This is a genomic window from Kosakonia sp. Marseille-Q7440, assembly GCF_965119485.1.
In genome coordinates, this window is the sequence record NZ_CBCPLT010000001.1 from 752,008 (window position 1) to 774,689 (window position 22,682).

General features: G+C 58.6%; 19 protein-coding genes and 1 tRNA gene. 15 read left to right on the forward strand and 5 right to left on the reverse strand.

The features are described 5' to 3' along the window. Positions 1–2 precede the first annotated feature (2 nt). From ACWPW2_RS03350 to ACWPW2_RS03365, 4 genes are read left to right on the forward strand one after another with little or no spacing between them, the layout of a single operon-like run. Complete coding sequence (locus tag ACWPW2_RS03350) at positions 3–1,517, forward strand: ABC transporter substrate-binding protein (RefSeq protein WP_192869613.1); 1,515 nt, start codon at positions 3–5, stop codon at positions 1,515–1,517. 23 nt (positions 1,518–1,540) lie between these two features. Then, positions 1,541–2,485 (forward strand): ABC transporter permease, encoded by a 945-nt coding sequence (locus ACWPW2_RS03355; protein ID WP_023479449.1) that lies wholly within the window; start codon positions 1,541–1,543, stop codon positions 2,483–2,485. Next, positions 2,485–3,360 (forward strand): ABC transporter permease, encoded by an 876-nt coding sequence (locus ACWPW2_RS03360; RefSeq protein WP_023479468.1) that lies wholly within the window; start codon positions 2,485–2,487, stop codon positions 3,358–3,360. The genes ACWPW2_RS03355 and ACWPW2_RS03360 overlap by 1 nt, the downstream gene beginning before the upstream one ends. 9 nt (positions 3,361–3,369) lie before the next feature. Beyond that, entirely contained in the window at positions 3,370–4,971 is a 1,602-nt protein-coding gene (locus ACWPW2_RS03365; protein WP_454121624.1) for a gamma-glutamyltransferase family protein, read from the forward strand. Between the two features lie 475 nt (positions 4,972–5,446). Here ACWPW2_RS03365 and ACWPW2_RS03370 read toward each other — a convergent pair whose 3' ends face one another. Next, positions 5,447–6,217, reverse strand: a complete 771-nt coding sequence (locus ACWPW2_RS03370; RefSeq protein WP_023478982.1) for an amidohydrolase — start codon at positions 6,215–6,217, stop codon at positions 5,447–5,449. 108 nt (positions 6,218–6,325) lie between these two features. Further along, a complete protein-coding gene (fadE, locus tag ACWPW2_RS03375) occupies positions 6,326–8,773 on the reverse strand; it encodes an acyl-CoA dehydrogenase FadE (protein ID WP_454121626.1) in 2,448 nt (815 codons plus the stop codon). Between the two features lie 237 nt (positions 8,774–9,010). Here fadE and lpcA point away from each other — a divergent pair, with 237 nt between their 5' ends. Further along, positions 9,011–9,592, forward strand: a complete 582-nt coding sequence (gene lpcA, locus ACWPW2_RS03380) for a D-sedoheptulose 7-phosphate isomerase (RefSeq protein WP_023479022.1) — start codon at positions 9,011–9,013, stop codon at positions 9,590–9,592. A gap of 140 nt (positions 9,593–9,732) precedes the next feature. Then, a complete protein-coding gene (locus ACWPW2_RS03385; RefSeq protein WP_454121628.1) occupies positions 9,733–10,500 on the forward strand; it encodes a class II glutamine amidotransferase in 768 nt (255 codons plus the stop codon). Here ACWPW2_RS03385 and dpaA read toward each other — a convergent pair. Further along, positions 10,471–11,208: a peptidoglycan meso-diaminopimelic acid protein amidase gene (gene dpaA / locus ACWPW2_RS03390; RefSeq protein ID WP_023479016.1), complete on the reverse strand. Its 738-nt coding sequence runs from the start codon at positions 11,206–11,208 to the stop codon at positions 10,471–10,473. The two genes, ACWPW2_RS03385 and dpaA, sit on opposite strands and share 30 nt — an antisense overlap. A 350-nt stretch (positions 11,209–11,558) precedes the next feature. On the opposite strand from dpaA, the gene dinB reads away from it, so the two are divergent. The 3 genes from dinB to prfH all read left to right on the forward strand — a co-directional run bounded on the left by dinB (position 11,559) and on the right by prfH (position 14,572). Then, positions 11,559–12,614, forward strand: coding sequence for a DNA polymerase IV (gene dinB, locus ACWPW2_RS03395; RefSeq protein WP_054804049.1), 1,056 nt, complete (start codon positions 11,559–11,561; stop codon positions 12,612–12,614). A gap of 207 nt (positions 12,615–12,821) precedes the next feature. Further along, positions 12,822–13,961, forward strand: coding sequence for an RNA ligase RtcB family protein (locus tag ACWPW2_RS03400; RefSeq protein WP_454121630.1), 1,140 nt, complete (start codon positions 12,822–12,824; stop codon positions 13,959–13,961). Next, entirely contained in the window at positions 13,958–14,572 is a 615-nt protein-coding gene (prfH, locus tag ACWPW2_RS03405; RefSeq protein WP_454121632.1) for a peptide chain release factor H, read from the forward strand. The genes ACWPW2_RS03400 and prfH overlap by 4 nt, the downstream gene beginning before the upstream one ends. A gap of 41 nt (positions 14,573–14,613) precedes the next feature. Here prfH and pepD read toward each other — a convergent pair whose 3' ends face one another. Continuing rightward, a complete protein-coding gene (gene pepD / locus ACWPW2_RS03410; RefSeq protein ID WP_454121634.1) occupies positions 14,614–16,071 on the reverse strand; it encodes a cytosol nonspecific dipeptidase in 1,458 nt (485 codons plus the stop codon). Positions 16,072–16,327: 256 nt separating this feature from the next. On the opposite strand from pepD, the gene gpt reads away from it, so the two are divergent. The 3 genes from gpt (at position 16,328) to crl (ending at position 18,587) form a co-directional block, all read left to right on the forward strand. Then, on the forward strand, positions 16,328–16,786 hold the full coding sequence (gpt, locus tag ACWPW2_RS03415) for a xanthine phosphoribosyltransferase (RefSeq protein WP_023478997.1): 459 nt from the start codon (positions 16,328–16,330) through the stop codon (positions 16,784–16,786). A gap of 100 nt (positions 16,787–16,886) precedes the next feature. Further along, the gene (gene frsA, locus ACWPW2_RS03420; protein ID WP_454121636.1) at positions 16,887–18,131 is read left to right on the forward strand and encodes an esterase FrsA; all 1,245 of its coding nucleotides are present in this window, start codon (positions 16,887–16,889) and stop codon (positions 18,129–18,131) included. Positions 18,132–18,188: 57 nt separating this feature from the next. After that, positions 18,189–18,587, forward strand: coding sequence for a sigma factor-binding protein Crl (gene crl / locus ACWPW2_RS03425; protein ID WP_023479000.1), 399 nt, complete (start codon positions 18,189–18,191; stop codon positions 18,585–18,587). A 134-nt stretch (positions 18,588–18,721) separates the two neighbouring features. Here the strand turns inward: crl and phoE are convergent, their stop codons facing one another. Continuing rightward, entirely contained in the window at positions 18,722–19,795 is a 1,074-nt protein-coding gene (gene phoE / locus ACWPW2_RS03430; protein ID WP_454121637.1) for a phosphoporin PhoE, read from the reverse strand. A gap of 294 nt (positions 19,796–20,089) precedes the next feature. Between phoE and proB the strand changes: the two genes are divergently transcribed. From proB to ACWPW2_RS03445, 3 genes are all read left to right on the forward strand, one after another. Continuing rightward, positions 20,090–21,193, forward strand: coding sequence for a glutamate 5-kinase (proB, locus tag ACWPW2_RS03435; protein WP_023479003.1), 1,104 nt, complete (start codon positions 20,090–20,092; stop codon positions 21,191–21,193). Between the two features lie 11 nt (positions 21,194–21,204). Further along, on the forward strand, positions 21,205–22,458 hold the full coding sequence (gene proA, locus ACWPW2_RS03440) for a glutamate-5-semialdehyde dehydrogenase (RefSeq protein ID WP_454121638.1): 1,254 nt from the start codon (positions 21,205–21,207) through the stop codon (positions 22,456–22,458). 111 nt (positions 22,459–22,569) lie between these two features. Further along, positions 22,570–22,645: transfer RNA gene (locus tag ACWPW2_RS03445), tRNA-Thr, on the forward strand. Positions 22,646–22,682 lie beyond the last annotated feature (37 nt).

The following is a 22,682-nucleotide window of genomic DNA, read 5'->3' on the forward strand; positions in this document are numbered from 1 at the left end:
TAATGATTGTGCGAAATTCTCTGTTGACCGTTCTGGGAAGCGTTATGTTGCTGGGCGCGGCGCTGCCGACCCACGCTGAAAGTGTGCTGAAAGTGGGCCTCGGCGCCGATCCCGATATGCTCGATCCGCATCTGGCGCGTACCTACTACGGGCGTTTTGTCTTTGCCTCGCTCTGCGACCGGCTGGTGGATGTCGACGCCAACCTGAAGGTAGTGCCGGGCCTCGCCACGGCGTGGACATGGAGCGAAGATGGCAAAACCCTGACCATGACCCTGCGCGAAGGGGTCACCTTCCACGACGGCGAGAAGTTTGATGCCGCGGCGGCGAAATTCAGCCTCGATCGCGCCCTGACGCTGCCAGGCTCACTGCGTAAAAGCGAGCTCTCGTCGGTGGAATCTGTTGAAGTAACCGGGCCGATGCAGATCGCCCTGCACCTGAAAACGCCGGACTCGGCACTGCTGATGCAGCTCACCGACCGCGCCGGCGCGATGCTGGCACCGGAAGCGGCGAAGAAAGCCAATTTCGCCGCACACCCGGTCTGCTCTGGCCCCTATAAATTCGACAGCCGCGTCGCGCAGGATCGCATTGTGCTGACCCGCTTCGATAACTACTGGAACAAAGGCGCGTACCACTTCGACAAAGTGGTCTATCTGCCAATCCCGGATGCCTCCGTGCGGCTGGCCAACCTGCGTGCGGGCGATCTCGATCTGACGGAAGGCGTTGCCGCCAGCGACGTGAAAACCGTGCAGGGCGACAGCAAGCTGCAACTGGCGAAGGTGACCGGCCTCGGTTATCAGGGCATCACGTTTAATATCAATAACGGCAAAGTGCCGGCCAACGATCCGTTTAAAGATGCGCGCGTGCGCGAAGCCTTCTCGCTGGCTATTGACCGCGAGGCGCTCAACCAGGTGGTATTCGAGGGGCTTTATACCCCGGCAAACCAGGCCTTCTCGCCGGTCAGCCCGTATCACGTCAAGCTGCCGGTTGCGCCGCGTGATGTGGAGAAAGCAAAAGCGCTGTTGCAGGCCGCCGGGGTGAAAACGCCGCTGACCGTCTCGCTGCTGGTGCCGAATAACCCCACTTCGCAGCAGGTGGGCCAGGTGCTGCAAGCGATGACCGCCGAAGCGGGCTTTAACATCAACCTGCAAATGACGGAATTCGCCACCCTGCTTGACAGACAGCAGAGCGGTGATTATCAGCTCAGCTTCTCCGGCTGGTCCGGCCGCCCGGACCCCGATGGCAGCATCTTTGGCTTTGTACACAGCAAAGGCGCGCTCAACGATGGCCGTTACAGCAATGCTCAGGTCGACACATGGCTGACCGAAGCGCGGACGCAGAACGATCCCGCCACCCGCCAGGCGCTGTATGAAAAAGTGGTGAAACAGCTGCAAACGGATATGCCGATTGCCTACCTCTACTTTGAGCCGCGCCTGTTCGGGCTGAACAAAAAAGTGCAGGGCTTTACCCCTTACCCGGACGGCATTGTGCGTCTGGCGGGTCTGAGCTTCGCCAAATAACCCGTCAGCCGTAAGGAGAGACCATGCTGGAACTCATTTGCAAACGCCTGATGCTCGCGGTGCCAACCCTGCTGCTGGTGAGCATGATGGTGTTCGGGTTGCAGAAGCTGCTGCCCGGCGATCCGATCACCGCCATGCTCGGCGAGGAGCGCGATCCGGCGGTGATCGCTCATCTGCGCGCGGAGCTGAACCTGGATGCACCGATTCCGGTGCAATATTTCCACTGGTTGACCCGCGCGTTGCAGGGGGATCTTGGCGTCTCTTTACGCACGCAGGAGCCGGTGACCCATCTGATTGCCGCCAAGCTGCCGGTGACGCTGGAGATGTCGCTGCTGGCGATGATCATCGCGCTGCTGGTCGGTATCAGCATGGGCATCCTTGCGGCGGTGAATAAGAACAGCTGGATCGATCACGGCACCAACTTCGTCGCCATCTCGGGGATTTCGGTGCCGCACTTCTGGCTGGGGATTCTGCTGATCCTTATCTTCTCGGTCAATTTGCAGTGGCTGCCCGCTTCCGGCTTTGTGCCCTTTGCGGAAGATCCGCTGCAAAACCTGCGCACGCTGCTGCTGCCGTCACTGGTGCTCGGCACCGGCCTTGCGGCGACGCTGATGCGCCACACCCGCGCGTCGATGATTGCGGTGCTGAAAGCCGATTACATCCGCACCGCGCGTGCCAAAGGACTGTTACCGAAAGCGGTGATCATGAAGCACGCCTTTCGTAACGCGCTGGTGCCGGTGATCACCCTGACAACGCTGCTGTTCGGCGAATTACTCGGCGGCGCGGTGCTCACCGAACAGGTGTTTACCATTCCCGGCTTCGGCAAGATGATTGTCGATTCCGTCTTCAACCGCGACTACGCGGTGGTGCAGGGCGTGGTGCTGGTGGTGGCGATCGGTTTTCTCGCCCTCAATCTGCTGGCCGACGTGCTGTATGTGTTGATCAACCCGAAAATGCGGAGCGAATAATGGCGGAACTCACCTCTGTCGGTGCGGCGGCTACGCTGCCGCGCAATGAAAACCGGGTACTGAAGAAATTTCTCGCCAACAAAAGCGCGGTGCTTGGCGCGGTGATTGTCGGCATCTTTGTGCTTATCGCGCTGCTGGCACCGTGGATCGCACCGTTTGATCCGGTCAAAGCCGATTTTCTGGCGGTGCGTAAAGCCCCCTCGGTGCTCCACTGGTTTGGCACCGATGAGCTGGGGCGCGACATTCTCTCGCGCATGGTGTGGGGGGCACGCACCTCGCTGCTGGCGGGCTGCGTCTCGGTGGTGATCGCCGTGGTGATTGGCGTGCCGCTCGGCCTGCTGGCCGGCTATTTTCAGGGGATGTGGGACGGGGTGATTTCGCGCTTTATCGAAGCGCTGCTCGCCTGTCCGTTTCTGATTATGGCGATTGCCCTCGGCGCGTTTCTCGGCCCAAGCCTGACCAACGCGATGATCGCCATTGGCCTCTCGGCGATGCCGATCTTTGCCCGCCTGACGCGCGGCCAGGTGATCGCTATTCGCAATGAAGAGTATATCGACGGCGCGCGCGCCATCGGTCTGCCGGACCGCTGGATCATTGTGCGCTACGTACTGCCCAACGTGATGTCGCCGATTCTGGTGCAGGCCACGCTCGCCATCGCCTCGGCGATCATTACGGAGGCGAGCCTCTCGTTTCTCGGCCTCGGGCAGCAGCCGCCATACCCCTCGTGGGGCGCCATGCTTAACACGGCAAAAGGGTTCCTCGAGCAGGCGCCGTGGATGTCGATTTTTCCCGGTGTGGCGATCTTCCTCACCGTGCAGGGATTCAATTTACTCGGCGACGGGCTGCGCGACGCGCTCGATCCGCGCCACGACTAAGGAGTTTGCATGACTAAAGCGATTGATTTTAGCGTCGGTTACGCCTCACACCGCGCGCCGATGATTGGCCAAAACGCGGTGGCAACGTCGCAGCCGCTGGCGGCACAGGCCGGAATGCGTATGTTGCAGCAGGGCGGTAACGCGGTGGATGCGGCGATTGCCGCGGCGATGGCGCTGACGGTGGTAGAGCCGACCGGCTGCGGTATCGGCAGCGATGCCTTTGCCATCGTCTGGGATGGCAAAGAGCTGCACGGGCTGAACGCTTCTGGCCGCTCGCCCGCCAGCTGGCATGCGGATCTCTTTGCCGGTCTTGACGCGGTGCCGGAGATTGGCTGGGACGCGGTGACGGTGCCCGGCGCGGTCTCCGGCTGGGTGGCGCTGGCAGAGCGCTTCGGCACGCTGCCGCTCACCACGCTCGCGCAACCGGCAATTGAGTATGCCCGTAACGGTTTTCCCGTCTCGCCGCTGATTGGCCATCTCTGGCAGCGCGGTTATAACAAGCTGAAAGATCAGCCGGGCTTTAGCGAGTGCTTTGCCCCTGAAGGCCGTGCGCCGAAAATCGGCGAGATCTTCCGTAACCCGGCGCAGGCGCGCACGCTGGAGCTGATTGCCGAGACTAATGGTGAAGCCTTCTACCGCGGCGAGCTGGCGCAGAAGATTGCCGCCTTTGCAAAGCAGCACGGCGCGCACCTGAGCGAAGCGGATCTGGCGAATCACGAAGCCAACTGGGTCTCGCTGCTGTCGCGTGATTTTGCCGGTGGATCGGTGCAGGAGCTGCCGCCGAACGGGCAAGGGATTGCGACGCTGATTGCCCTCGGCATTCTCGAACAGTGCGATATTGGCCGCTACGATCCCGATTCGGTGCAGTCGCTGCATCTGTCTATTGAGGCGATGAAGCTGGCGCTGGCGGATCTCGATCGCTATATCGCCGATGAAGATCACCTCGAGTTTGCCGCTGACCTGCTGCTCAGCGACAGCTACCTGAAAACCCGCGCGGCGCTGATCGACCCTGATAAAGCCTCCGATTTTGTCTACGGTTCGCCGACGCAGAGCGGCACGGTCTATCTCTCAACGGCGGATGCAAACGGCATGATGGTGTCGTTTATTCAGTCCAACTTTATGGGCTTTGGCTCGGGTGTGGTGGTGCCGGAGACCGGTATCAGCCTGCAAAACCGCGGCTGCGGCTTTGTGCTCGATCCGAAACACCCGAATGCGCTGGCGGGCAGTAAGCGTCCGTTCCACACCATTATTCCCGGTTTTGCGATGGGCGCAGACGGCAAGCCGCTGATGTCTTTTGGCGTGATGGGCGGGCCGATGCAGGCGCAGGGGCATATGCAGATGGCGCTGCGCATTATGCAGCACGGCCAGAATCCGCAGGCGGCGATTGACGCTCCGCGCTGGCGCGTGGTGCGCGGACGGGAGGTTATTGTTGAGTCGACCTTCTCACACAATGTGATCGCTGCGCTGCGCGATCGCGGGCATCAGATTACCGTTGAGGATCCGCAGGCGGGGTACAATTTCGGCGGCGCGCAGGTGATTTACCGGATGCCGGAGGGGCAGTATGTTGCCGCCACCGAGAGCCGCAAAGATGGGCAGGCATTGGTGAGTTAAGGGGGCTCCGCTCCCGTAGGCCGGATAAGCGTGAGCGCCATCCGGCAATGGGGCTTGCATGGGGCATTGGTGGAAGAGTCCCGTTCACCAAACGTTAGAGAGTTTCATTAATCTCTTGTGCGGTGAACGGGACAAGGGAAGCGGCCGCGCTCCCCTTGTCAATCCCCGCGGCCCCGCAAGGAAATCGGTGCTGCGCACTACGCTCACCTCCCGCGTGCCTGACTGCGGCCGGCTCGACTCGACATCCTGTCTCGGTTCGCCTCTGTCCGCCATCCATGGCGTCCAGACCTTGTCATTCACGCTTCGGTTCGCCGATTTCAGCGGGGACACAACCCCTCGCTTTCATATTGCAGATAAAAGCGAAACCGGTATCGCTGGAACTGCGGTTTTGTAGGCCGGATAAGCGTACGCGCCATCCGGCATTTTCATTGTTGCTCATTGCCGGATGGCGGCTGCGCCTTATCCGGCCTACGAATTATTCCAGAGTGAAGGGATCGGCGTCCTGCCAGGCGGGGAATTGGGTGCGGTACTCTTTCAGCGCGGTGAGTGACATCTCGGCGTCGATGCGCGTTGCAAGGTGCGCGTCGGCGCTGGCGACGATCTCCCCTTGCGGGCTAATCACCCGGCTGTCGCCGCGATAGTGGTGACCATTCCCGTCGCTGCCAACGCGGTTACAGCCTGCTACCCAAGCCTGGTTCTCAATCGCGCGGGCCAGCAGCAGCGACTGCCAGTGCAGGGAGCGCGGCGCAGGCCAGTTAGCGACATAGAGCAGCAGATCGTACTCATCGCGGTTACGCGACCAGACCGGAAAACGCAGGTCATAACAGACCAGCGGCATTATGCGCCAGCCGCGCCACTCGAATATCACGCGCGTCTCACCCGGCTGATAGTGGTGATGCTCATCCGCCATGCGAAAGAGATGGCGCTTATCGTAAAAATGCACCTCGCCCTGCGGCTCGACCAGCAAAAAGCGGTTCACCGCCCCGCGATCCGTTTGCAGCGCTGCGCTGCCAGCGATCAGGGCGTTAGTCTGCCGCGCCTTATCGCGCATCCAGCTCACCACCTCTTCCTGCGATAACGACCGCGTGGCGGCTTCCATCGCAAAGCCGGTGGTGAACATCTCCGGCAGGACAATCACATCGCGCCCGCTAATCCCTTCCAGTTGCACATCAAAATGGCGCAGGTTCGCCGGGCCATCCATCCACGCCAGCGGTTGTTGTAACAGCGTAATTTTTAATCCAGGCACAATCGCGACTCCCCTTCAGACAGCATCGGCACACTGTAGCACGCCAAAAAACGAAAAAAACCCGCAGGGTTGCGGGTTTTGTCGAAGGAGGAGGGAGCCGTCAGGCGCTTAGGCGGCTTCGGGCTTGCGCAGCTTTTCCGGCGTGTGGATCACCGGTTGGGTCGCCAGCGCATCCGGTTCAAAGTCATCGACGTTGATGGTGCGCAGACGGCTCGCTTCCGCTTTAATCAGCAGCGCCGCTTCGTCCTGGTTAATTAGCCCGCTCGCCAGCGCCTGGTTAGCCAGATCGTCCAGGCGGGTAAACGGCAGGTTTTTACCCAGCGACTTACAGATGCGCTGATGGATCGGGTCGGCGGCCATTACATCAACCAGCGCCTCTTCCAGCAGCCCGACCGGGTTGTGCTCGCTCGGGGTCAGGTATTGACCGCGACCGATGCGCGAACGGGTAGCGTTTGGCGTTTGCAGGATCTTCGCCACTTTATGGTCAAGCCTGTCGGACGGCGCACGGTAGTGGCGGCCGGTCGGGAAGATGACAAAGCTCAGCATGCCCGCGACGAAACGGTTCGGGAAGTTCTCCAGCAGGTCGACCATCGCTTGCTCAGCCTGATAGAGCGCATCCTGCACGCCCCAGTGCACCAGCGGCAGATCCGCTTCCTGGCGACCTTCATCGTCGTAGCGCTTCAGCACCGCCGAGGCGAGGAACAGCTGGCTTAACACATCACCCAGACGAGCGGAGATGCGTTCGCGGCGTTTCAGGCTACCGCCGAGCACTGCCATTGAGATATCCGAGAGCAGCGCCAGGTTGGCACTCAGGCGGTTCAGGTGTTGGTAGTAACGTTTAGTGGCATCCCCGGTCGGTGAGGCGCTGGTTAAACCGCGCGTCAGGCCGAGCCACAGGCTGCGCATCTCATTACTGCCGACATGGCCGATATGTTTAAACAGCAGCTTATCGAATGCATCAACGTCGTTGTTTTGTGCGGCGGCCATCTCTTCCAGCACATACGGATGGCAGCGAATTGCCCCCTGACCGAAGATCATCATCGTACGGGTGAGGATGTTAGCGCCCTCAACGGTGATGGCGATCGGCGCGCCCTGGTAAGCACGGGCAAGGAAGTTACCTTCGCCGAGCATAATGCCTTTACCGCCGGCAATATCCATCGCATCAATGATTGCCTGCTGACCACGGTGGGTACAGTGATATTTCACAATCGCCGACAGCACCGCCGGTTTTTCGCCGAGCATAATGCCGTAGGTGATCAGCGACGCCGCGGCGTCCATCACATAGGCGTTACCGGCAATACGCGCCAACGGCTCTTCGATACCTTCCATCTTGCCAATCGCCACTTTGAACTGACGGCGAATGTGGGCGTAAGCACCAATGCCCAGCGCGACCGATTTCACGCCGCCCGTTGAGTTGGAGGGCAGGGTGATGCCGCGACCAACGGAGAGACACTCGACCAGCATACGCCAGCCCTGACCGGCCATTTTCGGGCCACCGATGATGTAATCAATCGGTACAAAGATATCTTTCCCGCGCGTCGGGCCGTTCTGGAACGGAACGTTAAGCGGGAAGTGACGACGACCAATCTCCACGCCCGGCGTCGAGGTCGGGATCAGCGCACAGGTAATGCCCAGCTCTTCCGCGCCGCCCAGCAGTTTGTCCGGGTCGGAGAGTTTAAACGCCAGGCCAAGCACGGTGGCAATCGGCGCCAGCGTAATGTAACGCTTGTTCCAGGTGAGACGCATGCCGAGCACCTGCTCGCCCTGCCACTCGCCCATGCAGACCACGCCGGTATCGGGAATAGCACCCGCATCGGAACCCGCTTCCGGGCTGGTCAGCGCAAAGCAGGGGATCTCTTGCCCACGCGCAAGGCGTGGCAGGTAGTGATCTTTCTGCTCCTGCGTGCCGTAGTGTTGCAGCAGTTCGCCCGGGCCTAAGGAGTTAGGCACGCCGACGGTGATCGACAGAATGCCGGAGACGCCGGAGAGTTTTTGCAGCACACGAGATTGCGCATAAGCAGAGAACTCCAGCCCGCCGTACTCTTTTTTGATGATCATCGCGAAGAAGCGGTGCTCTTTAAGATAAGCCCACAGCTCCGGCGGCAGATCGGCCATCTCATGGGTGATCTGGAAGTCGTTCGCCATGCGGCACGCTTCTTCAACCGGGCCGTCGATAAAGGCCTGCTCTTCTGCGGTCAGGCGCGGCTGCGGGTAGTTGTGCAGCTTTTTCCAGTCCGGGTTACCGCGAAACAGATCGCCTTCCCACCAGGTGGTACCTGCGTCGATGGCCTCTTTTTCCGTGCGCGACATCGGCGGCATCACTTTGCGGAAACCGCGGAACACCGGTGCGGAAATAAAGGATTTACGCATCGGCGTGAAGTTCAACGGCAGGAGGATAAGCGCCACCGGCACCAGCATCCAGAGAGACCAGATGCCCGCCAGCCCAAGGGCTGCGGTCCATGCCAGCAGGATCACGCTGCTGAGCAGCAGATTAACGCGGTGATAGAAGAGCACACCGAGCAGAACGAGCGTTGCGACAATACTCAAAATCATCATAACGAAAAGCTCCCTTCTTGTAGGAGGTCTGACCACTTGTGATGTATTGTTTGTAGTGGATGTCATTTCTTTTAGCAATGTGTTTACAAAATAATTACAACCTGGTTCACATTGTTGAGGTCGTTTTGCGCACGGAAAATGAAAACGGCGGCGGGAGCGGCGGCTTTAGCTTCTCGGCTGAAAGCCTATCCGGTACACTGCGCAGTGTTATTTACATTTATGCTGAAGGATATCCTCATGTACCAGGATCTTATTCGTAACGAACTGAACGAAGCGGCGGAAACGCTGGCGAATTTCTTGAAAGATGAAGCCAATATTCACGCTATTCAGCGCGCGGCGGTGCTGCTGGCCGACAGCTTTAAAGCCGGTGGCAAAGTGTTGTCCTGCGGTAACGGCGGCTCGCACTGCGATGCGATGCACTTCGCAGAGGAGTTAACCGGGCGCTACCGTGAAAACCGTCCTGGCTACCCGGCAATCGCCATTTCTGACGTCAGCCATATCTCCTGCGTCAGCAACGACTTCGGTTACGACTATGTATTCTCCCGCTATGTAGAAGCCGTTGGCCGTGAGGGCGACGTGCTGCTGGGGATCTCCACCTCCGGTAACTCTGGCAACGTGATCAAAGCGATTGCCGCAGCGCGTGAGAAGGGGATGAAAGTGATCACCCTGACCGGTAAAGATGGCGGCAAAATGGCCGGCACCGCGGATATCGAAATTCGCGTTCCGCACTTTGGCTATGCCGATCGCATTCAGGAGATCCATATCAAAGTGATCCATATCCTGATTCAGCTTATCGAAAAAGAGATGGTTAAGGCATAAAGCAGGCTTTTTATTTGCCCTGTTCAAGCCGGGCAGTGCTCAACGTTCCTGCGCTCAGGCGCGGTCATCGCGGCGCTGCCCGTATCTGACGGGCTGCAACAATAACGCCTTCTCAGATTGAGGCGGTTGTGGAGGTGACTATGTGCGAACTGCTCGGGATGAGCGCTAACGTGCCGACCGATATCTGCTTTAGTTTTACCGGTCTCGTCCAGCGCGGCGGGGGAACCGGACCGCATAAAGATGGCTGGGGTATCACCTTCTACGAAGGCAAAGGCTGTCGCACCTTCAAAGATCCGCAACCAAGCTATAACTCGCCTGTCGCTAAGCTGGTGCAGGAGTACCCGATCAAGTCCTGCTCGGTGATAGCCCATATTCGCCAGGCGAACCGCGGCGAAGTGGCGCTGGAAAATACCCATCCCTTTACCCGCGAACTGTGGGGCTGCAACTGGACGTATGCCCACAACGGTCAGTTAACGGGCTATAAATCTTTGCAGACCGGCAACTTCCGCCCGGTGGGGGAAACGGATAGCGAAAAAGCGTTCTGCTGGATGCTGCACAAGCTGACGCAGCGCTACCCGCGCACGCCGGGCAATATGGGGGCAGTGTTTAAGTACATTGCGACGCTTGCGCTGGAGCTGCGTGAGAAGGGCGTGTTCAATATGCTGCTGTCGGACGGGCGCTATGTGATGGCGTTCTGCTCCACCAATCTCTTCTGCATTACCCGGCGCGCGCCGTTTGGCGTGGCGAAGCTGCTGGATCAGGATGTGGAGATCGATTTTCAGCGTGAGACCACACCGAATGATGTGGTCACCGTGATTGCGACGCAGCCGTTAACGGCAAACGAAACCTGGCACAAGATTATGCCAGGCGAGTGGGCGTTATTTTGCCTCGGTGAGCGTATAGTTTGACGCCAGCTGTGGCTGCACGGAGGTAGCCAGCGGCTTGCTGACCACGTAGCGTCCATCCACCACGGCGACAATCGGCGGCTGGTGGGTGGCCGCGAAGTAGTCATACCCCGGCTTTAACTGCTTCCAGAAATCCGCGTAGGTCGAATATTTGTGACGCTGCATATTGGCATCGGTCATGCGGAACGGATAGATATTCACCTGCACGCTCGGCTGGCCGAAAATCAGCGCCGCGGTAACAAACTGGAAGATCTCATCAATGCCGGTATCCGTCATGGCGTAGCAGCCGATGGAGACGCAGGCACCGTGAATCATCAGGTATTTGCCTTCATAACCGTGGGCGCGGTCAAAGTTGTTCGGAAAGCCAATATTGATCGCCTTATAGAAACGGCTGTCCGGCTTAAGCTGGCTGCGCTGCACCGAATAGAACCCCTCCGGGCTTTTAAAATCGCCCTGACGGCGTTTAGGCCCAAGGCCGCCGGAGTAGTTGCAGATTTTATAGCTGTCGAGCAGCTGATACTGTTCGCCCATCTTGACGTAGAGATCAAGGGTGCGCTCTTCTTTAAAGATCTGGATATAGACCGGCGACCCCATCAACTGCTGTTTAAAATCTTTGCTTACCGGCTTAGTGGCACTGTTGCTGCCAACCAGGCCAGCAAAGGAGACGCACGGGATCAGAAGCATCGCAATGAACAATGCGATTTTGCGCATACAACGTGTTTCCTTGATAAAACGGATACGACTTTGCCAGAACGGCAAAAGATGCCCAGAATTCGGACAATTCTGTTTTGAGCGCTCACATTAGCACTCCGACATTTTTTCGCAAGCCCCGAATAGCGGTGATTCCGCGCCTGTCGATCCTGTTGGTTGTCTTTTCGCCATCGCGCAAAAAGTGTTCTGTTTTGCCTTTCAACCACCTGCGCAATTTGGCGACGGTTATTATGAAAGTAAATGCTGAGAATTAAACAGCAGATTGCCCTCTTTTCAGCGGTTTCTCGGCTGGCTTCTCATTTGCCTGAAACGTGCTGTATACTTATCCAGTGTTCTGTGAGGGTGTACGCATGCGCAAAATCATACATGTCGATATGGACTGCTTTTTCGCGGCGGTAGAGATGCGCGACAACCCGGCCCTGCGCGACATTCCGATTGCCATTGGCGGCAGCCGCGTGCAGCGCGGCGTCATCAGCACCGCCAACTACCCGGCGCGTAAATATGGCGTGCGCAGCGCGATGCCGACCGGGATGGCGCTGAAACTCTGCCCGCACCTCACGCTGTTACCCGGCCGTTTCGACGCCTATAAAGAAGCCTCCCGCCAGATCCGCGACATCTTCTCGCGCTACACCTCACTGATTGAACCCCTGTCGCTGGATGAAGCCTATCTTGATGTGACCGACAGCCCGCACTGCTACGGCTCCGCGACGCTGATGGCGCAGGAGATCCGCCAGACCATCTTTAATGAGACGCAGCTTACCGCCTCGGCGGGCATCGCGCCGGTGAAGTTCCTCGCCAAAATCGCCTCCGATCTCAACAAGCCCGACGGGCAATATGTGATTACCCCGGCGGAGGTGCCGGCCTTTCTGCGCACCCTGCCGCTAAGCAAAATTCCCGGCGTCGGCAAAGTGTCGGCGGCCAAGCTTGAAACCCTTGGGCTGCGCACCTGTGAAGATGTGCAGAGGAGCGATCTCGCCATGCTGCTTAAGCGGTTTGGCAAGTTTGGCCGCGTGTTGTGGGAGCGCAGCCAGGGGATCGATGAGCGGGAGATCAGCAGCGAGCGGCTGCGAAAATCGGTCGGTGTTGAGCGCACGCTGGTGGAGGATATTCATCAGTGGGAGGAGTGCGAAGCGATTATCGAGCGGCTCTACCCGGAGCTTGAGCGGCGGCTTTCGGTGGTGAAACCAGATCTGCGCATCGCCCGCCAGGGGGTGAAACTGAAGTTCAACGACTTTCAGCAGACCACCCAGGAGCATGTCTGGCCGTGTCTGAATAAAGAGGATCTGCTCGCCACCGCGCGTCAGGCGTGGGATGAGCGACGCGGCGGGCGTGGCGTGCGGCTGGTTGGCCTGCACGTCACACTGCTCGATCCGCAGCTTGAGCGCCAGCTGGTGCTCGGGCTGTAACCCTACCAGAATTTGCGGTGGTAATTTCCCGCCCGCTTCTTTATTATCCCCGGCGTTTATTCATTCCCTATTAACTGCAAAGGAGGTTCACCATGACACACCATGCCCTGATTTCTCTTTGCAGACCTCTCCAGGCTTAATTCTTCAAAAACTTGCCCCTGGTTTCGTCTGCCAATTCCTTTTATTTCTCTACATATGGATTGGTATATGGGCAACTCTGTTTGTCATATCTCAGACGCGATCTCCTATATTGCGTCGGAAAACCTGTGGATCGAAGGTTCAGCGATCCAACAATTACACACCACTGCGGCTCTGCCGGGTATGACGCGCGTCGTCGGCATGCCGGATCTTCACCCCGGCCGTGGCTACCCGATTGGCGCGGCCTTTTTCTCCACCGGGCGCTTCTACCCGGCGCTGGTCGGGAACGATATCGGCTGCGGCATGGCGCTGTGGCAGACCGACCTGGTACGGCGCAAATATAACGCCGATAAGGTCGAAAAACGCCTCAGCGCGCTGGGCGATAGCGCCTCTGCCGACTGGCTGGATGAAGCGGTGCCGGATGCGTGGCAAAACCACCCCTGGCGCGCCGCGCTGGGATCGATTGGCGGTGGCAACCACTTTGCCGAGCTGCAACAGGTCGATAGCGTGACCGATGCGGCGCTGTTCGCGCAAAGCGGTTTCGATGAGCAGCGCCTGCTGTTACTGGCCCACAGCGGTTCACGCGGACTGGGGCAGCAGATTTTGCGCCGCCACGTCGACGCCTTCTCGCACGCCGGGCTGGTGGAGGGGAGCGACGCGGCTCGCCACTATCTTGCCGAGCACGATGACGCGCTCAACTTTGCCCGCATCAACCGGGCGCTGATTGTGCGGCGCATTCTCGATCATCTCAACGCCGATGGCGAAGCGCTGCTCGATGTGGCGCACAACTTTGTTGAAGCCTGCACCGTGGGCGGTGAAGCCGGTTGGCTGCATCGCAAAGGGGCGACGCCGGACGGGCAGGGCCTGGTGGTGATCCCCGGTTCACGTGGCGATCACAGCTGGCTGGTGATGCCAAAAGTGAGCGAGGTGAGCCTCTATTCGCTGGCGCACGGCGCGGGACGCAAATGGATGCGCACCGAGTGCAAAGGGCGTCTGTCCGGGAAATTCACCCCGGCACAGCTGGCGCGCACGCCGCTCGGCAGCCGGGTGATTTGCCGCGATCGTCAGCTGATCTATGAAGAAGCGCCACAGGCGTATAAGTCGGTTGAGAGCGTGCTTGAGTGCCTGGTCGATGCCGATTTAGTGACGCCGGTTGCGCGCTTGCGCCCGGTGTTAACCCTGAAAGTGAGCGGAGGGGCGGGCGAATGAGACTGTTGCAACTCTCCTCCGCGCAGGGGCCTGATGAGTGCTGCCTGGCAGTGGGTAAAGCGTTAGCGCGGCTGATGGAAGAGGCTGAGGCGCAAAAGGTGTCGCTGGCGGTGATCGAAACGGAAGCGGCGCGCCAGCCGGGCGCCTACCGCTCGGTGCTGGTCTCACTCGATGGCGAAAACGCGCAGGCGCTGAGTGCGCGCTGGTGCGGCACGGTGCAGTGGATCTGCCCGAGCCCCTATCGCACCAATCATGCACGGAAGAACTGGTTTATCGGCGTGGCGGAGTTCATTCCGCAGACGGCGTTGCAGGATAGTGCGATTCGCTTTGAGACGCTGCGCTCATCCGGGCCGGGCGGCCAGCACGTGAATAAAACCGATTCCGCTGTGCGCGCCACGCATATTGCCACCGGCATTAGCGTAAAAGTGCAGTCGGAGCGCAGCCAGCATGCGAATAAGCGGCTGGCGATGCTGCTGATTTCACACCGTCTGGAGCAGGCGCAGGATGACGAGCGCGCGGCGCTTAAGTCGGAACGCAGGCTGTTTCATCATCAGATAGAGCGCGGCAACCCGGTACGCACCTTTAAGGGGCCAGGGTTTAAAGCGCAGTAAAAGAAGGAAAATGTCCGCGCCGGGCGGCGCGGACAGCAGGCTTATTTAGCCGGGATAGATTTCAGCAGTTCGGTCAGCAGGGTCCAGTAGTGGCCCACGCTTTCGATATGCACTTGCTCATCCGGCGAGTGCGGGCCGGTAATGGTCGGCCCAATCGACACCATATCCATCTCTGGATAGGGTTTTTTGAACAGACCACACTCCAGACCGGCGTGGATAATCTGAATGTTCGGCATCTTGTTGAACAGACGCTGATAGGTTTCACGCACCAGCGCCATCACCGGCGACTGGGCATCCGGCTGCCAGCCCGGGTAGCCGCCCTTCGGCGCAGTTTTCGCACCGGCCAGCGCACCCAGCGATTCCAGCATGCTTACCACGTAATCTTTACCGCTATCGATCAGCGAGCGGATCAGGCAGATGATCTCCGCGCTCTCATCCTGCAACGTGACCACGCCGACGTTCAGCGAGGTTTCCACTACGCCTTTGGCGACGTCGGAGTTGCGGATCACGCCGTTCGGCGTGGCGTTCAGCAGGCGAACAAAGGCATCGCGCGACTGCGCGGTCAGCGCCGCTTTGTCGCTGCTTACGCTATCGACCAGCACCACCAGATTCTTCTCTTTCGCTTCCAGCTCGTTTTTCAGGATCGCCTGGTACTCATCCGCCAGGGTTTTCAGCTGTGCGGCTTTATCCGCCGGCAGGGCGATCACGGCGAACGCTTCGCGCGGAATGGCGTTACGCAGCGTACCGCCGGTGAAGTCGAGCAGACGCAGATCCAGCTCGGCGGCGTGCGCGGCGAGGAAGCGCGCCAGCAGTTTGTTGGCGTTGCCCAGACCTAAATGGATATCGGCACCGGAGTGGCCGCCTTTCAGCCCTTTCAGCGTCAGTTTGACGGTTTCAAAACCGGCAGGCACCGCTTCGCGGGTCAGGGGCAGGGTAGTGATGAAATCGATACCGCCCGCGCAGCCCATATAGATCTCACCCTCTTCTTCAGAGTCGGTGTTGATCAGGATATCTGCCTGTAACCAGTTGGGTTGCAGACCGAATGCGCCATCCATGCCCGCTTCTTCGGTCATGGTCAGCAGCACTTCCAGCGGACCGTGTTGCACGGTGGAATCTGCCAGCACCGCCAGCGCAGAGGCCATACCGATGCCGTTATCCGCGCCAAGCGTGGTGCCGCGCGCTTTTACCCACTCGCCGTCAACATAGGGGCGAATCGGGTCTTTGGTGAAGTCGTGTTCTGTGTCGTTGTTTTTCTGCGGCACCATATCGAGGTGCGCCTGCAGCACGACCGGCTTGCGGTTTTCCATCCCGGCGGTGGCCGGTTTGCGGATCAGGATATTGCCCACCTGGTCGCGCTCTGCGTGCAGGCCTTGCTCTTTCGCCCAGCCCATAATGTGTTCGGCGAGCTGTTCTTCATGGTAAGACGGGTGCGGAATAGAGCAGATTTTGGCAAAAATATCCCACAGCGGCTGCGGAGATAGTTGAGACAGTTCAGACACGATGAGTCTCCTTAAAAGCGCCTGCGAACAGGTTGCGTGCAGGTCGCGGGTTAGATAAACGAATCGCAAGACCCTCTTGCGAGATGCGGTTGAGAATACCACTTTATGGCGACAGCGCGAGCACGGGATTGGGGAAAAAGCGGCGGCGATGCCGGGTAACACTGGTTTTTAGCGCGTCAGATCTCTATAATCTCGCGCAACCTATTTCCCCCTCGAACACTTTTTAAGCCGTAAAACACAGGCTGGGACACTTCACATGAGCGAAAAATACGTCGTCACCTGGGACATGTTGCAGATTCACGCCCGCAAACTTGCTGCCCGTTTAATGCCTTCAGAACAGTGGAAAGGCATTATCGCCGTAAGCCGTGGCGGTCTGGTTCCAGGCGCGCTGCTGGCGCGTGAACTGGGTATTCGTCATGTCGATACCGTTTGTATCTCCAGCTATGACCACGACAACCAGCGCGAACTGAAAGTACTGAAGCGCGCGGAAGGCGACGGCGAAGGCTTTATCGTGATTGACGATCTGGTGGATACCGGCGGCACCGCCGTAGCGATCCGCGAAATGTATCCGAAAGCACATTTTGTCACTATCTTCGCCAAGCCGGCCGGTCGCCCGCTGGTGAACGATTATGTGATTGATATCCCGCAGGATACCTGGATTGAACAGCCGTGGGATATGGGCGTAGCCTTCGTTCCGCCAATCAGCGGCCGTTAATCCCTCCTGTTGTACACACGCCCGGTTCTGCCGGGCGTTGTTCTTTTTGGCGCGTCACGGGTTACAATGCCCTCCGGTGAATTTTAAGGAGCTGCGCGCCATGCCCCAGTCAAATCTTAGCGAAACGCTGTTCAAACCCCGCTTTAAATACCCTGAGACCTCGACGCTGGTGCGCCGCTTTAACCCTGGCGTGCAGCCGCCCGTGCAGTCCGCGCTGGATGGCAAAAACGTGCCGCAGTGGTACCGGATGATCAACCGGCTGATGTGGATCTGGCGCGGCATCGACGCGCGCGAGATCCTCGAAGTGCAGGCGCGCATCGTGATGAGCCAGGCCGAGCGCACCGACGCGGAACTGCTCGATACGGTGGTCGGCTACCGCAACGGCAACTGGATCTATGAATGGTCCGCGCAGGCGATGAGCTGGCAGCAAAAAGCGATGCAGGAGACGGACAGTGCGCTGAGCGGCCGCCACTGGCTGCACGCCTCCAACTTATATAGCATCGCGGCCTATCCCCACATTAAAGGCGATAGCCTGGCCGAGCAGGCGCAGGCGCTGGCTAACCGCGCCTATGAAGAGGCCGCGCAGCGCCTGCCGGGTAGCATTAAAGAGCTGGAGTTCGCCATTCCCGGCGGCGCGCCGGTTACCGGCTTTCTGCATATGCCGGAAGGCGAAGGCCCCTTCCCGACGGTGCTGATGTGCGGCGGGCTGGATGGTTTGCAGATTGATTACTACACCCTCTATGAGCGCTACCTGGCCCCGAAAGGCATTGCCATGCTGACGCTCGATATGCCCTCGGTGGGCTTCTCTACTAAATGGAAGCTGACCCAGGACTCCAGCCTGCTGCATCAGCATGCGCTCCAGGCATTGCCGAACATTCCGTGGGTCGATCACACCCGCGTGGCAGCATTTGGTTTTCGCTTTGGTGCCAACGTGGCGGTGCGACTGGCCTATCTCGAAGCGTCGCGCCTGAAAGCGGTGGCCTGCCTCGGGCCGGTGGTGCATTCCCTGCTTAGCGAGCCGCTGCGCCAGGGCGATGTGCCGGAGATGTATCTCGATGTGCTCGCCAGCCGCTTAGGCATGCATGACGCTTCCGATGAGGCGCTGCGCGTTGAACTTAACCGCTATTCATTAAAAACGCAGGGGTTACTCGGCCGCCGCTGCCCGACGCCGATTCTGTCCGGTTTCTGGCAAAACGATCCCTTCAGCCCGGAGGCGGAGTCGCGCTTAATCACCTCTTCATCCAGTAATGGAAAGCTGCTCGACATCCCGTTTAACCCGGTTTATCGCAATTTTGACGCTGCGCTGAGAAAGATTGTTGACTGGATCAACCATCAGTTCGGTTAATACTTTGAGAATTTCCATTGATTTGGTAAAACAGTTGCATCACAAAAGGAGATCGCAATGACGTTACCAAGTGGACATCCGAGAAGCAGGTTGATTAAAAAGTTTACTGCGCTAGGACCTTATATCCGCGAAGAGCAGTGCGAAGAAAACCGTTTTTTCTTTGATTGCCTGGCAGTTTGCGTGAATGTGAAACCCGCGCCGGAAAAACGCGAGTTTTGGGGATGGTGGATGGAAATGGAAGCGCAGGAGAAGCGCTTTACCTACCGCTACCACTTTGGGCTCTTCGACAAAGAGGGGCACTGGAAACCCACCGCTATCAAAGACCAGGAAGTGGTCGACCGTCTGGAAAAAACGCTGCGCGACTTCCACGAGCGCGCGCGTACGCTGTTAGCCTCCCTTGAGCTGAAGCTTGAACCTGCCGATGACTTCAAAGAGAAGTTAAAACTCCCCGCATAACGCCCCCGATAAAAAATGCCCGGCTGCTCTTCGCACGCCGGGCATGAACAGGCACTGGCCTGCTTTCTCCCATCAGACGGGAAAAAAATGCCCTCAACCGAGGGCATTTCATATAACGAGGGTCACTACAGGGTTTAGAACTGGTAGGTCACGCCAACTGCAACGATGTCGTCGTCAGCAATGCCCAGTTTGTTATCGTCTTTGATCTGGTTGATTTTGTAATCGACCATCGCCGAGAAGTTTTTGTTGAAGTAGTAGGTGGCGCCAACGTCGATGTAGTTCACCAGATCTTCGCCGCCGATACCGTTTTCCATATCTTTGCCTTTGGTCAGCACGTAGCCCACGGACGGACGCAGGCCGAAGTCGAACTGGTACTGCGCGACGGCTTCAAAGTTCTGCGCTTTGTTGGCAAAGCCCAGCGAAGAGGAGACCGGCGTCATGTTGTATGAGACGGAGTAGAAAGTCGCCAGGTAGACGTTGTTGGCGTCATATTTCACGCCGGTCGCCCAGGCTTCGGCATTCTGACCACGGCCCAGCGCCAGTGCGGTGTTCTGCGCGTTAGTACGGTCAGAGTTGGCGTAAGCACCAATAATCGTGACCGGGCTGCCGCCGAAATCGTAGGCCAGAGAGGTGCCCCAGCCGTCGCCGTTCTGCTTGATGATGCTGTTACGGCCATTTTCGTTTTTACCCTGGTATTGCAGGGTCATGTCCAGGCCATCCACCATGCCGAAGAAGTCGGTGTTGCGGTAGGTCGCCACGCCAGTGGTGCGCTTGGTCATAAAGTTATCGGTACGGGCCAGCGAGTCGCCGCCGAACTCCGGGAACATATCGGTCACGGAGGCCACGTCGTAGAGCACGCCGAGGTTACGACCGTAATCGATAGAACCAAAATCTTTGATTTTCAGACCGGCAAAGGCCAGACGGGTCTTCTGGCCCGAGGTGGTTTCGTCGTTGTTACCGGCGAATTCAGATTCCCAACGGCCAAAACCGGTCAGCTGGTCGTTAATCTGGGTTTCACCTTTGAAGCCGAAACGCACGTAGGTTTTGTCACCGTCGTTGCTGTTGTCATCACTGAAGTAGTGCATGGCTTTCACTTTGCCGTACACGTCCAGTTTGTTGCCATTCTTGTTATAGACTTCCGCCGCGTGAACAGAAGAAGCCGATGCAACAACGCCCAGTACCATTAATGCCAGAGTGCTCTTTTTCATTTTGAATTCCTGATTGAACTAACGCGCCACTATTCGCTGGGCTCTCGCCCCGTGAAAAACAGGAAGGGTTGTAACGCTCTGAAATGAAAGATTTATGACAAAGTAAGAGTAATTTGAAAAAGTTATGTTTTTTTGTGTTTGCCATAAAATTGTCAAACTCTGCCGCTACGCTTGCTGATCCCGCGCAACAAAAAAGTGGTCGATTCACGCTGGCGGTTGGCAAGCGCGCTCACTCCTGTTACAACGTCTGATTACTAATAAACTTCTTATTTTTTCTAAAAACGGCAGAGAATCATGAGTGACAGCCAGACGCTGGTGGTAAAACTCGGCACCAGTGTTTTAACAGGCGGTTCCCGTCGCCTGAACCGCGCCCATATTGTGGAGCTGGTGCGCCAGTGCGCGCAGCAGCACGCCGCCGGGCATCGCATAGTAATCGTTACCTCCGGCGCTATCGCCGCCGGGCGTGAGCACCTGGGCTACCCGGAACTGCCCGCCACCATCGCCTCAAAACAGCTGCTGGCGGCCGTTGGCCAGAGCCGTTTGATTCAGCTCTGGGAGCAGCTCTTCTCCATTTACGGTATTCATATTGGTCAGATGTTGCTGACCCGCGCCGATATGGAAGACCGCGAACGCTTCCTCAACGCCCGCGACACGCTGCGCGCGCTGCTTGATAACAACATCGTGCCGGTGATTAACGAGAACGACGCCGTGGCGACCACGGAGATTAAAGTCGGCGATAACGATAACCTCTCGGCGCTGGCGGCGATTCTGGCCGGAGCCGATAAGCTGCTTTTGCTGACCGATCAACAGGGGTTGTTTACCGCCGATCCGCGCAACAACCCGCAGGCGGAGCTGATTAAAGATGTCTACGGCATTGATGACGCGCTGCGCGCTATTGCGGGCGACAGCGTTTCCGGCCTCGGCACCGGCGGCATGGGCACCAAGTTACAGGCCGCCGACGTTGCCTGCCGCGCTGGTATCGAGACGATTATTGCCGCAGGCGGCAAGCCTGGCGTGATTGCCGATGTGGTGAGCGGCACGCCGGTCGGCACACGTTTTCATGCCCAGACTTCGCCGCTGGAGAACCGTAAACGCTGGATCTTCGGCGCACCGCCTGCCGGTGAGATCTCCGTTGATGAAGGGGCAACCGCCGCCATTCTTGAGCGTGGTAGCTCGCTGCTGCCGAAAGGGATCAAGAGCGTGACAGGCAACTTCTCCCGTGGGGAAGTGATCCGCATTTGTAATCTGCAGGGGCGCGATATCGCCCACGGCGTAAGCCGTTACAACAGCGATGCGCTGCGCCGGATTGCCGGCCACCACTCGCAGCAGATTGATGAGATTCTGGGCTATGAGTATGGCCCTGTCGCGGTGCACCGCGACGATATGATCACCCGTTAAGGAGCAGAGGTATGCTGGAACAGATGGGCATCGCGGCGAAAGCTGCGTCGTACAAGCTGGCGTTGCTCACAAGCCAGGAAAAAAACCGCGTGCTGGAGAAGATTGCCGACTATTTAGAGGCGCAGTCCGAGGCGATTTTGCTGGCTAACGAGCAGGATCTGCAGGAAGCGCGCGGCAATGGTCTTAGCGAGGCGCTGCTCGACCGCCTGGCGCTCAACCCGGCGCGCTTAAAAAGCATTGCCGACGATGTGCGCCAGGTGTGCAAACTCGCTGATCCGGTCGGCCAGGTGATTGATGGCGGCGTGCTGGACAGCGGGCTGCGCATCGAGCGACGCCGCGTGCCGCTCGGCGTAATCGGCGTGATTTATGAAGCGCGCCCGAACGTCACCGTGGATGTCGCCTCTCTGTGCCTGAAAACCGGCAACGCCGCGATCCTGCGCGGCGGGAAAGAGACCTGGCGCACCAACGCCGCGACGGTGAAAGTGATTCAGCAGGCGCTGGAGGAGTGCGGTTTACCGGCGGGCGCGGTACAGGCGATTGAGAGCCCGGATCGCGCGCTGGTCAATGAGATGCTGCGCATGGATAAGTACATCGACATGCTGATCCCGCGCGGCGGGGCAGGGCTGCATAAGCTCTGCCGCGAGCAGTCAACGATCCCGGTTATCACCGGCGGTATCGGCGTCTGCCATATTCTGGTCGACGAGACGGCAGAGATCGCCCCGGCGCTGAAGATTATCGTCAACGCTAAAACCCAGCGCCCGAGCACCTGTAACACCGTCGAGACGGTGCTGGTGCATCAGGGCATTGCCAGCACCTTTTTGCCAGCGCTCAGCCAGCAGATGGCGGAGAGCGGCGTGACGCTGCATGCGGACGAGCAGTCGCTCGCCCTGTTGCAAAGCGGCCCGGCGAAGGTTGAAGCGGTAAAGTCGGAGCAGTATGACGATGAGTTTCTGTCACTGGATCTGAATGTGAAGATCGTCGCCGATCTCGATGATGCGATCGGTCATATTCGCCAGCATGGCACGCAGCACTCTGATGCGATCCTCACCCGCACCCTGCGCAACGCCAACCGCTTTATCAACGAGGTCGACTCCTCAGCGGTGTACGTGAACGCCTCGACGCGCTTTACCGACGGCGGCCAGTTTGGCCTCGGCGCGGAAGTGGCGGTCAGCACGCAGAAGCTGCACGCGCGCGGCCCGATGGGTCTCGAAGCACTGACCACTTATAAGTGGATCGGTTTTGGTGACGATACCATTCGTGCGTAAATAAAGTCGGGTGATGCAAAAGTAGCCGTTTGATTCACAGGGGCATTGACGCATCACCCGCTTAGTTTTAACCTTCTAACCCGTGATTCACGCTCGTGAACACCTCGCAGGGCCGATATAGCTCAGTTGGTAGAGCAGCGCATTCGTAATGCGAAGGTCGTAGGTTCGACTCCTATTATCGGCACCACTTCAAAACTTTCCCGGTCTACCGAAATCAACCTAAG

What these genes read in the sequence shown, in the direction of transcription:
- phoE (WP_454121637.1), bottom strand. Translation starts at nt 19,795, where the DNA reads ATGAAAAAGAGCACTCTGGCATTAATGGTACTGGGCGTTGTTGCATCG.
- ACWPW2_RS03350 (WP_192869613.1), top strand. Translation starts at nt 3, where the DNA reads ATGATTGTGCGAAATTCTCTGTTGACCGTTCTGGGAAGCGTTATGTTG.
- dpaA (WP_023479016.1), bottom strand. Translation starts at nt 11,208, where the DNA reads ATGCGCAAAATCGCATTGTTCATTGCGATGCTTCTGATCCCGTGCGTC.
- gpt (WP_023478997.1), top strand. Translation starts at nt 16,328, where the DNA reads ATGAGCGAAAAATACGTCGTCACCTGGGACATGTTGCAGATTCACGCC.
- ACWPW2_RS03355 (WP_023479449.1), top strand. Translation starts at nt 1,541, where the DNA reads ATGCTGGAACTCATTTGCAAACGCCTGATGCTCGCGGTGCCAACCCTG.
- prfH (WP_454121632.1), top strand. Translation starts at nt 13,958, where the DNA reads ATGAGACTGTTGCAACTCTCCTCCGCGCAGGGGCCTGATGAGTGCTGC.
- ACWPW2_RS03400 (WP_454121630.1), top strand. Translation starts at nt 12,822, where the DNA reads ATGGGCAACTCTGTTTGTCATATCTCAGACGCGATCTCCTATATTGCG.
- ACWPW2_RS03385 (WP_454121628.1), top strand. Translation starts at nt 9,733, where the DNA reads ATGTGCGAACTGCTCGGGATGAGCGCTAACGTGCCGACCGATATCTGC.
- lpcA (WP_023479022.1), top strand. Translation starts at nt 9,011, where the DNA reads ATGTACCAGGATCTTATTCGTAACGAACTGAACGAAGCGGCGGAAACG.
- ACWPW2_RS03365 (WP_454121624.1), top strand. Translation starts at nt 3,370, where the DNA reads ATGACTAAAGCGATTGATTTTAGCGTCGGTTACGCCTCACACCGCGCG.
- crl (WP_023479000.1), top strand. Translation starts at nt 18,189, where the DNA reads ATGACGTTACCAAGTGGACATCCGAGAAGCAGGTTGATTAAAAAGTTT.
- frsA (WP_454121636.1), top strand. Translation starts at nt 16,887, where the DNA reads ATGCCCCAGTCAAATCTTAGCGAAACGCTGTTCAAACCCCGCTTTAAA.
- ACWPW2_RS03360 (WP_023479468.1), top strand. Translation starts at nt 2,485, where the DNA reads ATGGCGGAACTCACCTCTGTCGGTGCGGCGGCTACGCTGCCGCGCAAT.
- dinB (WP_054804049.1), top strand. Translation starts at nt 11,559, where the DNA reads ATGCGCAAAATCATACATGTCGATATGGACTGCTTTTTCGCGGCGGTA.
- fadE (WP_454121626.1), bottom strand. Translation starts at nt 8,773, where the DNA reads ATGATGATTTTGAGTATTGTCGCAACGCTCGTTCTGCTCGGTGTGCTC.
- proB (WP_023479003.1), top strand. Translation starts at nt 20,090, where the DNA reads ATGAGTGACAGCCAGACGCTGGTGGTAAAACTCGGCACCAGTGTTTTA.
- proA (WP_454121638.1), top strand. Translation starts at nt 21,205, where the DNA reads ATGCTGGAACAGATGGGCATCGCGGCGAAAGCTGCGTCGTACAAGCTG.